Annotated in this window: 13 protein-coding genes; 4 read left to right on the top strand and 9 right to left on the bottom strand. The window is 50.2% G+C overall.

From position 1 onward, the window contains the following. Positions 1-645: 645 nt before the first annotated feature. Positions 646-2,370, top strand: coding sequence for a protelomerase family protein (locus F1593_RS22275; RefSeq protein ID WP_172632350.1), 1,725 nt, complete (start codon positions 646-648; stop codon positions 2,368-2,370). A 286-nt stretch (positions 2,371-2,656) separates the two neighbouring features. Here the strand turns inward: F1593_RS22275 and F1593_RS28560 are convergent, their stop codons facing one another. Further along, a complete protein-coding gene (locus F1593_RS28560; protein WP_172632349.1) occupies positions 2,657-2,803 on the bottom strand; it encodes a hypothetical protein in 147 nt (48 codons plus the stop codon). A gap of 428 nt (positions 2,804-3,231) precedes the next feature. On the opposite strand from F1593_RS28560, the gene F1593_RS22270 reads away from it, so the two are divergent. From F1593_RS22270 to F1593_RS22260, 3 genes are read left to right on the top strand one after another with little or no spacing between them, the layout of a single operon-like run. Continuing rightward, positions 3,232-4,146 (top strand): hypothetical protein, encoded by a 915-nt coding sequence (locus tag F1593_RS22270; protein WP_149403767.1) that lies wholly within the window; start codon positions 3,232-3,234, stop codon positions 4,144-4,146. Next, a complete protein-coding gene (locus F1593_RS22265) occupies positions 4,137-4,868 on the top strand; it encodes a hypothetical protein (RefSeq protein WP_149403766.1) in 732 nt (243 codons plus the stop codon). The genes F1593_RS22270 and F1593_RS22265 overlap by 10 nt, the downstream gene beginning before the upstream one ends. Before the next feature lie 15 nt (positions 4,869-4,883). Then, entirely contained in the window at positions 4,884-6,119 is a 1,236-nt protein-coding gene (locus tag F1593_RS22260; RefSeq protein WP_149403765.1) for a DUF2309 domain-containing protein, read from the top strand. A 25-nt stretch (positions 6,120-6,144) separates the two neighbouring features. Here F1593_RS22260 and F1593_RS22255 read toward each other — a convergent pair whose 3' ends face one another. The 8 genes from F1593_RS22255 to F1593_RS22220 all read right to left on the bottom strand — a co-directional run bounded on the left by F1593_RS22255 (position 6,145) and on the right by F1593_RS22220 (position 11,342). Further along, positions 6,145-6,588 (bottom strand): hypothetical protein, encoded by a 444-nt coding sequence (locus F1593_RS22255; RefSeq protein WP_149403764.1) that lies wholly within the window; start codon positions 6,586-6,588, stop codon positions 6,145-6,147. 113 nt (positions 6,589-6,701) lie between these two features. Beyond that, entirely contained in the window at positions 6,702-7,262 is a 561-nt protein-coding gene (locus tag F1593_RS22250; RefSeq protein WP_149403763.1) for a DUF6036 family nucleotidyltransferase, read from the bottom strand. 18 nt (positions 7,263-7,280) lie between these two features. Then, a complete protein-coding gene (locus F1593_RS22245; RefSeq protein WP_149403762.1) occupies positions 7,281-8,402 on the bottom strand; it encodes a 3'-5' exonuclease in 1,122 nt (373 codons plus the stop codon). Between the two features lie 128 nt (positions 8,403-8,530). Then, positions 8,531-9,109 (bottom strand): hypothetical protein, encoded by a 579-nt coding sequence (locus F1593_RS22240; protein WP_149403761.1) that lies wholly within the window; start codon positions 9,107-9,109, stop codon positions 8,531-8,533. A gap of 92 nt (positions 9,110-9,201) precedes the next feature. Continuing rightward, positions 9,202-9,603: a hypothetical protein gene (locus tag F1593_RS22235; protein ID WP_149403760.1), complete on the bottom strand. Its 402-nt coding sequence runs from the start codon at positions 9,601-9,603 to the stop codon at positions 9,202-9,204. Between the two features lie 188 nt (positions 9,604-9,791). Then, the gene (locus tag F1593_RS22230; protein ID WP_149403759.1) at positions 9,792-10,178 is read right to left on the bottom strand and encodes a hypothetical protein; all 387 of its coding nucleotides are present in this window, start codon (positions 10,176-10,178) and stop codon (positions 9,792-9,794) included. Positions 10,179-10,516: 338 nt separating this feature from the next. After that, positions 10,517-10,696, bottom strand: a complete 180-nt coding sequence (locus F1593_RS22225) for a hypothetical protein (RefSeq protein ID WP_149403758.1) — start codon at positions 10,694-10,696, stop codon at positions 10,517-10,519. A 193-nt stretch (positions 10,697-10,889) separates the two neighbouring features. Then, positions 10,890-11,342 carry a hypothetical protein gene (locus F1593_RS22220; protein WP_149403757.1) on the bottom strand — a complete coding sequence of 151 codons (453 nt, stop codon included), beginning with the start codon at positions 11,340-11,342 and terminating at the stop codon, positions 10,890-10,892. Between the last annotated feature and the right edge of the window lie 151 nt (positions 11,343-11,493).

The raw sequence follows: 11,493 nt of genomic DNA, 5'->3' as shown, positions 1-11,493 counted from the left end.
GATTATCTAGATAATCCCTACACTTGCTGTACTACGACGTGGTAACATCACCGGTGTGTACATGTTACTGTCAGGTGGTAAAGTAAACATCACGGGTATGTTACTGTGTAGTGTGGGTGTACATAACAGGTGTGTGCCTACATAAATAGGTGTACATCACGGGTAAAGTATACAATATATGGCACGATAGTACTATGTACACTTCCATATGGGTGCACATCACCTATATTGTATAGATATATGTGAGTGTACATAACCATGTTGTGTGCTTATTATACATAGGATACCTACCTGTACAAAGCATTAAGGTGTACATCACCACACTGTATAAATACACATCATAAGTGTGTACATACTCATGATGTGTATTTATTGTAAATACACATCATGAGTATGTACACTTACAATAAGTACACCTAACACATGCACATGAGTTAGCATTGATTTTTATTGTGAGCAAACCATATATAACAAACACAACTTTTATTCTACGCAAACACATGTTGGCAACTCACCAATATTTGTACACAGCGGTGCGTATCTCTTTTGATTATCCATCTTGTATATACTTGACATGTGCACACCGATGATGTATACTTATAGAGAAGACAGCGACATGTGTAAATGCTACGAAAGGAATTGAACATGGCAGCAAAAAAATGGCTTGCAGAACGATGGGAAGTCCTGCTCCCAGCCATTGCAGCCCTCGGTAAGGATCAAGAAAGTGAACTACAACACCTGTGCGAGGAGGAATTAGCAGCATGGCGTGCACGACCTACGATGAAATCAGCCTCAGCATTACGCATTCCATTAACGGATACACGCAATAAGATCAAAGAATTGCCGTTAACGAAGGAGAACCGTTGGACAAATCCACGGACCAGGAACCAGGAACACCTCGCGCTCAAATACCTGAACGTCACACCTGAAGAATGGGCCGCCTGGAACGCTCCCTCTGCGCAAAAGTTACAAGAACGCATGGAGAACGTACAACTCGCTCTCGATCCAGAGGGGATCGTCGCCACCGCTGTCCAGTTGTTGCAGTCTTCACGCTGGGATGAGATTGCGGTTGGGCTAGCTGTCACAACAGGCCGTCGACTCTCTGAGGTACTCAAAACGGGTGAGTTTATCTTAGAGGAGCCATACACGGTGATCTTTGCTGGACAACTCAAGCGCAAAGACAAATTGATGGACCCGTATGAAATCCCCACGCTATGCGAGGCCCGTCTGGTGATTGATGCCTGGCAGCGGCTCCGACAATTGCAGGATTGCTCAGGCATGGACGAAAAGAAGATCAGCCACGATCTGGGACCCATTGTGAGCGAGACAGCGGACCGCTATTTTACAAAATTTATACCAGCCCGCAATGGGCACGAGTCGCTCTATACTCATCTGTTTCGGACCATTTATGTTCGGATCGCGTGGCTCTACTATGGGCCGGACCACGTGGTGGATCTCAAGTATATGGCGAGGATCGCTGGACACTATTGGATACTTGAGGCAACAGGGCAAGCAGAATATGACTATCAGGCAACCATGCACTATAACGATTATCGCATTGCAGATGTGAATGGGAAGATCGACGGACGGCAAGGCATCAAACTTGGGCAGCCTGGCGTCACTGTTTTAAAAGTTTACCAGCAGCAGAAGGAGAACACCATGGCAACCACAAAAAGCACCAAAACCACCAAGGTGACAAAAGGGGCGGAGGAAATGACAAGCGATGCAGGAAAAACAGAATATTCGATGATCAAGCCACGCAAAACTACGAAACAACTCTATATCAAAGAAGGAGAACGGCTCGGCATAACGAACGCTGACGAGCTGCTGCTTGAATTACTCAAACGTAGTCGTCTCTATGATGATATGCGAGCACAACAATCCAACGATATCACGGAACTGCGCGAGCTGTTGCACGAGATCGAAAAGGAGCAACCAATCGCGTACTTGCGTGAGCTCATCACTCGTGATAAAAACTTCCACGCAGGCTTAGCCAAACGGCATGCAGGCATCGACTATCGCGCCATGCCACTGGCAGAACTGGAGAATTACAAAACCGAGGGCGCTGCGCAAGAACGTTTCCGTCGCGCCGTGCAAACCATGATGATTTACAATGCCAACGTGGACGAGCCTTTAAAGCGTTGGCTCATCAATGCGAATACGATCCGTGACCTGATTGGCGGTCGCTATCCTGCCGTCAAAGCCTACGTCGAAGCACACAAAGAAGAACTTGACGCGCACCACACCCAATTTGCCATCACCCCGGTTTATAATCGCAAACCGTATGGGATCAAAGAGGTGATCACCGTGTCTCCCTTGCCTGATCCTGACGTTCAGACGCCCGTAGAGCCGTCTGAAACAGAAGCATAGCTAAATCATACGTAGACACACAGTAAGCCCTTCCTAGCCGCCTGGGAAGGGCTTGTTTTATTCCCAATGAAGCAGGCGCGTTGTCTGGTTGCCGCCTGTGAGAATGTTCAGCGAGAAAGAAACAAGAGAGATGATATATTCCTTCATTCTCTACTATAATCCCTCTCTCCCCTCTCTCGAATTTGAACTCAATTGTGGCTTTTTAGGCCGATGAAATAATCCCATCGGGAAAGAGACTCCTACGTGGCATTATTCACTACAGCCACTCATAAAGAACTCATGCGCCTTAACTCAGCGCGCCAGCATGCATGGCAATAAACATAGGCTCCTGTGTATGATCCCGAATGATAGCCGTGAACTCCATCACAGACATATTGATTGCAGTAAGAGCAACGAAGAGCAAGGCGCTTACATCCATAATGGCATGGCCCATAGTCAGTTTTATAAATGTATGTACTTTTATATCTTAATTCCCCCAACAGCATATCCTCCCTACATTTAGTATAATGGAGTTTCAAACTGAAGAATTCTGAGTGCTGAATAATAAGCTTGCCCAATAAACGTATCCTCTATACATAGTCTCTCTTCGAGAGAAAGAAATAAATACATAGAATAGTCAGGTGCTCCATCCGCACAACAGGCTGCTTCACCGCCTCACCTCTGCTTTTTTTTCACACTGCTCTTATACCCTTGTGATAAACCTATGACAACGCTGTGACAACATTCCGTGGAGGACAACGCTTTCCCTCTCTACCAAACAGGCGCAACTATTTCCCAACCTCAACGTAAATAGAAAATAGCTGATCATGAATACAGTGTCACACGTGTGTCACAATGGCTTCTACAGCCGCCTGAGAGGATATGGAAAAAAACAGAACTACCAACAAAAAAACACGACCCGCGCCACGTCGGCAACGCCGCGATGCAGGATCAAGGCGTTCAACCACGCGAGACATCGACATTCTCCACCTGGGTGCGGAGCAAACCTTTGTGCGGTTCGACACGGTCGGCGAGTGGTTAGCTCCCGACTACTCGCCCGCAACGGACCTACCCCCGCCAGCACAATTGGAGGACAGCACACCTCCAGCCAAACGCGCTTGGCCGCAGGATCTCCGTCACCGCCTGATGGCCGTCTCTCGCCTGATGCGGAAATTGGAGTCCCAGGGATATGTCGAGATTATCCAACCCTGGGCAAATCAACCTGCGTGGTTCCGCGTCACCACGCGAGGACTCCGCTCGCTGAACCTGGACTGGGAAGAGATCCCATTCCCAGAAGCGGAAGATGTGGAGGCACGCTTACGACATGACCGCTACTATACCTCACACAATCATATGGTCAATGAGGTCCGACTGCTCTTAGCCCGTGGAGGCGCAGGTGCACCATTGCACACCTGGAGAGGGGAACGAGCCATCGAGGAGATACTCCCGCTGCGCGAATATGGCACACGCCGTCCTCATAAAGCAGATGGCATACTGTACTTACAAGAAGATGGCTCTTGGGACTTGCGGGCATCAAACGGAACGGTGCTCCAAACAATCACGATGCAGGCGCAGCAGATCATTGGTATTGAGGTTGAATGTACTCAGAAAAGCAACAAACGACTGCTGGAGATCCTCCCTGATCTCTTAGAGCATCACGATTTTGTCTGGTATTTTTGCTTGAACAACAGTATACGCCAGGCCGTCTCCGTTGCTCGCCGGGATGCATTTACCAACGATGAACAACGGCAGCGCATACGCATACTCAAACTGGAGGAGTATCTCCCATGTCCATGACGTCACAACCCAAGCATCCTTTGTTGAAAGCATGGCAACACTTTGCCGCCATGTCTCCACAGACTTTGACACTGCTCCTGCTGCTCATCTTGGTTGTGGGCGTGATTGATCCACTGATCCCCATCCTCGCCTATGGGCTCCAGTTCTGGGCGGCGGGATCGTGGATGTGGCAAGATCGTTGGGCAAGCCTGACGGCAACCACAAAGAAGGGCGGCATGTACCTCACCTGCCTACTCATCTATGTGTTGCTCAATCAAACACATCTGTGGATCATCCCAGAGATCACGGCCAATCTCCAAACGATCTGGCATGTGCATCTTCCAGGCGTCCTCTCCCTCTCGCCACTTGATGGGCAGGCGTTGATCGCCCGCTCACTGCTGCTGCTCCCACTGACACCAGCGATGGCTTTGCTTTACGAACGCATTGATCCACGCACCCATCACCCGCTTACACGAATACTTACACCTGCGGACCTAGCAGAACCTGAGCCCGTGGTCCCTCCCGAACCTGAACCAGCAGCTCCTCTAGAACCTGAGTCTAAGCCTGAGCCAGCGACCAATACGCCACGCACTCCCAAAAAACGCAAGACACCCACACGAACAACACGGCGAGCCAAAGAGACAAAGAGCCTCCAGATTACTATTGAGAATAGTCCTGAAGCACCTGAACCATCCGAACCGCCGCCAGCACCGGAGATTAATTGGAACGATCTCGCTGAATAATGAAAAGGAATTTCTATGCCACAAACCGAAGCACAACACACGCCAAAACTCTTCCAACGTCTCACAGGAACACATGAGATCATTGCATCACTGCTCTTGGCAGATCTCTTTGGTATCCTGCTCACTACGCTATTCGGAGCACTGATCGGTCCTCCTTGCTGGTGGCTTCTGCGAGCCACCCTTTATCAATTACACATCAGCCTGGCGCTCGACATCACCATCATTCTCATCCTCTTTAGTCTCTTTGTCGGCATTGCCAGCACCGGAGAAAAAATGCCAGATGGAAAAATCCAAGAGGAAAAAATGGCGGATGCCTGGGGAGGGCCTGTGCTCTTCATTGGCCTGATCTTCTTGCTTTCTATCATCTTCCACCTCATCCAAGCTCCCTTCCTGAACATCCCAGCTCCCATCATTCCTGCCATTGCCCTGGAACGCTTCCCCTGGCCAATTCCTTTTTCGACGGAGGGAGCGGTGATCGCGGTCGCACTCTCCCTGCTCGCACATCTGCTGGTGATTCGACGATCTTCGACACAGGCAGAAACAGGGTACTCCCGTGCACATCCCGACGGCGATTTCTGGCAACTCATCGAACAGGCATATGCGCTCTATCATCGGAGCTTGGCTCGCTTTGATCCACCGCCGGTCGTGCTCCAGACACCGCCAACCTTTCTCTACTTTGATGCAGATCTGCCAGAAAATCCAGAACGTGCGATCTACTGGCAAAAGGATAGGCTCGTCATTTCGCAACGCCTGCTGAGTCCGAAAGCAGAGCAAACTGATATCTTTTTACCCTTATTAGCACGTCTTTTGCATGATCATCAGCCTGGGACTCTCAATCTCCAGGTCGAGTATCTCTTCTTGCTGGCGCGCATTGCGGATAAACATGCGTTCACGAGATGCTTGCTCGCAATCCCGATCCAGGCCGCCCAATCTAATGAGCGACGATGGCAACGCTTCGAAAATGACCGCGTGCTCGATAGGGATCGGTTTGCCTATTGGTGTGGGGAGTCAAAGCGCCTGAGAAAGCTCTTGCGTCAACAACTTGAGCTGCGGCGTCAGAATAACCGACCCGATAATGAGGTACCTACATTGACCGAGCGCATTGATCACCTCAATAGCTTGATGAGGCGAGAGGTGCGCCAGGTCAGAGAACTTCAGGCAGCCCTGCCAGTATCAGAACCACCATCGGAACCATTGAATGAAGACCAGCGCGAAACAGCGCAAAAAAAAACGACCCAGCCGGAGGAATAATTCCGGCCAGGTCAACCACTTCTTTTTACGCCGATAAGAGGCGCTGCTGCAACTTCGCTGCTTCCTCATGCTTATCCTGCCAAATACGATCTCCACAATAAATGTTGCGCAAGGCAAACTCTGGAGGAGTCGTTCGGAGGTAACGCTCACGCCTTACCGGATTGGACTCGGCATGAGAATGGAACCACTGGTCCTCCAAGGGTGGATAGGAATACACCCAATCAGGCACCGTCAAATCATATTTATGGCAGAGGTATTCAACAGAGGCTGCACAAAAAACAGCCCAGCGATGCAATTCGACTGATACGCCTTGTGGCTCTTCAATCGGGTCTTTAATCAACGCTTCACGACGATCCTCATTCGGAAAAAAATCATTCGAGAAATTGCCGAGAGCAACCCAAGGGGTTTCCCCTTCACAGATTGCCGCAAAGGCCACGCGCATCGGTTGTTCTTCTGTCCAAGCAGACATCGTATCACTTCCTTGATAAACCATGGTAACTCTGTATTTGCTCCATTATACCATGGCAAAAAAAAGAGAAAGCGAGGAGTACCACCCATCGCTTTCTCTTTGTTCAGTCTTCTTCACACACTAAATAGCTCATCCATGGTTTCATTCAGATGATATTCGCGTTGTTTCACCTTCGGAACAAACCTATCCAGAATGGCTTGTGCCTGCTCACGAGAGCGAATGTTCAGCGTGAGGAAGAGCGCCTCTACGTCTGCAAGGTCTTTTTCACGATAAGACATAATCTTTTGGGCAAGTAAACAACGATTGGTAACAAGATACACTTCAAGTTTTCCAAAGCTCTTCCAATAAGCATATTCTGGATCAGGTGTATATTCACCTAAAAAGCACGAGCAGTCATCGTTGAACCACTCTTTCTTCAGGTGGTTCCGCTTTGCAACGTCCTTCACGGCCTGCAAAAAGGACTTCACTTCCTTGAGCTTCCGATTTTCTGTGTCCCAGGTACTCGGAAGATTTAAAAGCACAGCATCGACATCGGTCGTGGTTCGGCGATTATTGACCTGGATCATAATAGCTGCTCCACCTATCACCAGCGCTTGCAGAGGCTCTCGAAAACCTCGACGCTCCAGCTCATCACCCAGTTCCTGCAAGTATACCTCTATCTCGCTATCTCTCATTGCATCTCCTCTGTTCCATCAGAATGGACAATCTTCTAAATCTCCAAAATCATCAATAGGCTTAGGCGCAGGCTTCTCACCTTCCCACATCACTTCCTTGTCAGACATTGCATTGAGGACGCCCAAGGCACGCACGGTATCACCCAGAGCTCGATGAGATGCACCATCAGACGTTACTTCCATCGCGCGACAGGCATCATCGAGCTTGCACCAGCCATACCCATGCCAGTAATTCGACCAATACCCGTTATAGCGTGCATATTGGTGCATCAAGCATTCCCAATTTCCGTACGCACCAGGCAGGTCATACCCATAGCGCTTCGCCGTTGCCTCCAACATGCCATAGTCAAAAACAGCATTATAGACCAGCACACGCTCGTAGTTGCGCAGGATCTCCTGGATCGCCGGCCACACCTCGGGAAATCGTGGAGCCTCTTTGAGCATGTCGCGGGAAATGCCGTGGATATGGGTTGCCAGCGAGTACCGGTTGATATCTTGAGGTTGAATGAGGGAGTTAAAAAGCACGGCACCAGTTTGCCCATCGACAATTCCAAGCTCAATCACCTCATCATCTCGATCCAGGCCAGTCGTTTCTGAGTCAAGCACGACAAAGGCACCCTGCTCTCGATACTTTTGCGCCCAGGCACGTTGCTCCAATTTCAACTCATGCCTCTCATAGTCCGCCCGGCAATCCTCACACCATCCTCGGCTCATCTCTCGCGCATATTTCTGCTTGCCGTGGGACTCATCATAGTAACCGCAGCGCTGGCAGGTATAGCGTTGCACCAATCCCGCCCGCATCTTTCTCACTGCTTCTTGCTGCCTTGGCGACTCCATGCGCCGTCGCGGCACCGACTGCTCAACGCTATAGAGCCAACGTCGGTAGGGTGACTTGCGCAGAAAATACGCTCCCTGGGGTTGTTCCCGATCCAGTGGCCGCATATGCAGATCGCGCCGCAACTGAGTATAGGTGTAGAGCTGCTCAGGCCAAGCACCATACCGATACACCGGCACACCAGCACAAAAGGTTTTCGGCGCACGTTGCCAAGTCAAACGACAAAGCGAGCAATAAAACCGTCCACCCTCCAAACGAGACACCTCATGCGCTCTCTCATACCCAGTCCAATCCCGATCTAACATCTTACCTCCATCTCAAACACTAAAGGCTTGTAAAACATCTATTAAGTAAAATAATCATAAAAATACGTTTTGTCAATGGGGTAAAGAAAAAAAAGCAATCGTAACGCCTGGTGGTGGCCGATCTGGTGTTACGATTGCTTTGACAATTCTTTCAGCCGCTGCCGGCTCTTTTGATATCCTTCGACATGGTAGTAAGCAGTATCGCGTGCTTGGCGAAGCATCTCTCTGCTGGCATGAGAGACAAACTTGCTCCAACAATCGACACCGCCAAGGATCGCAAAGTCACCAGGGCCTGCGCAGTTGGCCAATCTGCCTAAGGTCATCCCACTGTAGCCCATACGTTCACCCAACATCATAATCTCTTCTATGAGTTGGCTGCGCTCCTGATCTTCAGACTGGAGCGCATGATCTCTCTCTGCTCTGATCACCCAACCAATGGATTGTACGAGGTGGGAATGTCCTCGCTGCCCCAAATGGTAAAAAAAATCAATAGTGCCAGGCAGGAGATCGCCATAAACATCGCGCAGCGCTTCCATTTCCTGCTGTTTCAGTTCTTGGCGTGCTCGCTCCTCTGTCTGACGCGCCGCCTCATCTTGCCGCAACCTATACGCTGTCTGTTTGCAGGCATCGCTACAATATCGGCGTGCCCGGTGCCCTGGTATGGTCTCAAGCTCATTGCTACAGAGCGGATTTTCACAGGCGCTCATCTTATCCCCTTCCAGATAAGCAATCGTAACACCAGATCGGCCACCACCAGGCGTTACGATTGCGACTCATAATCCTTGAACACCTGCAAACACTACTGTGGCTGCTCCTGCGTCCAAAAATTCTTGACCTCTTGCTTTCGCTTTGCCTCTTGTTGCCAGAGCTGCTGGCTGTGTACGATCAAGGCATCGACAACGTCCTTGGCCTCACGGCTCATCGGCTGATAATTGATTGCCTCAACGGTCCAGGCAAGAAAAGCATCTATCGTGACCGCATCCAACTGCTCGAGTTTTGTCTTCATTGCCACTCCACGCTTTGCTTTGGCCTCGTGCTCATCAAACGCCCTCAATGTCTCACGAATTTTTGCCATCTCCGTAAGCGGTTCAGCCAAATAACACGACTTGCACTGATATCCATCATCCACAAGGTACGCATCATGCTGGCGCACCTCATTTCCGCAATCACGGCACACAACCTTTTTCACAAACAAGCTCATTTATACGTTCTCCTCATGGCGCTGGCAGAGCCAAATACGCCGATTTTGATCAAACACGTACGCACACTGTCCGCACGACGGAATACAACAATTTTGTCTCTGCCCTGGCCGAGACAAGATCGCCCCGGCCATCAGCATCCCAACTGCAAGAAAGGATAAAATTTGAAGCACATTCGACGGCTCACAGATCATCGTGCGAACCCCAACTCCTGCAAGATTAATCGGAAATGCTGCGCTGAGACCCTACTCGCGTTCACGCCATGATCATAAAATCCATCCTCCGGCGGGAATGCATTCAATGCCGCCTCCATGCCCGCCTCCACTGCCTCTGCCTCTCCGACCGTGACACAGCAGGCTGCAAAATGATGATAGTGGTGCATCTCACTATCATGGGAAAACGCTGTGCAAGATAGAGACCAAAGAGCGGGACGCTCACGCTGGACAGATGGGGCACTACTGCGGTCGCTCTGATGATCTTGTTGTGATGGTCGAGGTTGTCCACCGGCATACCCCAAACTCGTTGCTGGATTGAGACGGTTGGACTGTCGTTGCTCTGGCGTTCGTCCGAAATGCATAATTTGACTCCTCCTTGAGATTGATTCGTGATATGATTTCTCATAAGGTTTGCCGACATTTGCGTTGACCTTCGGGCTGACCGGTGTGACCGCACGGGCCAGCCACTTCTCATTCAACTCCTCTTCCGTCGTTCCTCATGGATTTCCAAATTCCAAGCTAGTCGTTGGGCTGCCCCTACTTTATCTGGCGCCTCCTCATCAGGAAGTTGCAGGTATTCCCGTCGGGCTGCGATAGCATGCGTGAGGTGCCAGCAGGTTCTACAGAGCAAATCTTTATGGACATCCTCGTCACAATGGATGCATTTTCTCATTAGATATGACCTCCTTGTTCTCTCCAACTACCACTTCGTGGGTCCAGACCGCCTATCCACTGGCGGAAACTGCACATTGTACGGATCGTCTGCCAGGATCGCCTGGACATCGATGAATTGTGTGGCACCATTGTGTTGAATATCGTAGAGACAATCCGCACAATAACGGTGCTCTAACCGTCCTCGCGCATTTTCATCACTGTTCACAGAACCGTGATCTTTGCACAGTAAGATTTGGCACCGATGACACTGATACCCGGCCGTTGTTGGGCATTTATACCCATAGGTCGTGACATACTCGCAAGACTGTATGTTATCGAACCGAGTCACTTGATGCCGGACAGGCTGTGCTGGTTTTTGGCTACGGAATAGACTCATAGTGAACTTTTTCTCCTGAATATCATCGTCGTTTAAAGCCGCTGCGATCCGAAACCAACAGATATCCCGTCTCCTGGATGGACCGCACATCCAGGCCAAAGCGGCGCAATTTAATTCTTGCCCGGTGCAAGAGATTCCGGACGGGCCGGATAATATCGTCAATTCCTCCTTCGTCCAAGGCCCGCATCACCTCTGTGCGGCACTGAGCGAGTGATCGGTCCGACTGTGCGGACAGAAGCTCTGCCAGTGGACAATAATCCGGATACTGATCAAATATTGTTTCCATGATCAAGAACTCTTGATCGGTGAAACGTTGCTGCTCAATGATGGCCGGCTCCTGCTGCGGCTCGCTCGCCAGAAGCGTGATGGTTTTCGACTCTCGGTCAAACGTCAAAGTGCCATCGACCAGGCCGAGCTTATAATTAGTAAATCGCTGAGGCTCAACTTCTGAATGAATGCTACGAGGGATGGTCATACAATTCGATCCTTTCAAAAGCGTCCGATCAGGACCAGACGCTTTCTTCCGCTACTACGATCCGGTCAATCGCCGGACTCTCCGCCTGTTCGCCCGGATAAAAGCCGGACGAAATCCGCACGCTGCTCAACTCATTTTTCGCACGATTTCC

Origin of the sequence: Dictyobacter arantiisoli (genome assembly GCF_008326305.1) — a bacterium.
Lineage (GTDB): Bacteria > Chloroflexota > Ktedonobacteria > Ktedonobacterales > Ktedonobacteraceae > Dictyobacter > Dictyobacter arantiisoli.
The sequence above is the reverse complement of the archived record's forward strand: the minus strand, read 5'-3'. Positions and strand labels throughout refer to the sequence as shown.

Coding starts and splice junctions, on each gene's coding strand:
- F1593_RS22235 (WP_149403760.1), bottom strand. CDS start 9,603: ATGAGCTTGTTTGTGAAAAAGGTTGTGTGCCGTGATTGCGGAAATGAG.
- F1593_RS22260 (WP_149403765.1), top strand. CDS start 4,884: ATGCCACAAACCGAAGCACAACACACGCCAAAACTCTTCCAACGTCTC.
- F1593_RS22245 (WP_149403762.1), bottom strand. CDS start 8,402: ATGTTAGATCGGGATTGGACTGGGTATGAGAGAGCGCATGAGGTGTCT.
- F1593_RS22270 (WP_149403767.1), top strand. CDS start 3,232: ATGGAAAAAAACAGAACTACCAACAAAAAAACACGACCCGCGCCACGT.
- F1593_RS22275 (WP_172632350.1), top strand. CDS start 646: ATGGCAGCAAAAAAATGGCTTGCAGAACGATGGGAAGTCCTGCTCCCA.
- F1593_RS22230 (WP_149403759.1), bottom strand. CDS start 10,178: ATGCATTTCGGACGAACGCCAGAGCAACGACAGTCCAACCGTCTCAAT.
- F1593_RS22220 (WP_149403757.1), bottom strand. CDS start 11,342: ATGACCATCCCTCGTAGCATTCATTCAGAAGTTGAGCCTCAGCGATTT.
- F1593_RS22255 (WP_149403764.1), bottom strand. CDS start 6,588: ATGTCTGCTTGGACAGAAGAACAACCGATGCGCGTGGCCTTTGCGGCA.
- F1593_RS22240 (WP_149403761.1), bottom strand. CDS start 9,109: ATGAGCGCCTGTGAAAATCCGCTCTGTAGCAATGAGCTTGAGACCATA.
- F1593_RS22265 (WP_149403766.1), top strand. CDS start 4,137: ATGTCCATGACGTCACAACCCAAGCATCCTTTGTTGAAAGCATGGCAA.
- F1593_RS22250 (WP_149403763.1), bottom strand. CDS start 7,262: ATGAGAGATAGCGAGATAGAGGTATACTTGCAGGAACTGGGTGATGAG.
- F1593_RS28560 (WP_172632349.1), bottom strand. CDS start 2,803: ATGGGCCATGCCATTATGGATGTAAGCGCCTTGCTCTTCGTTGCTCTT.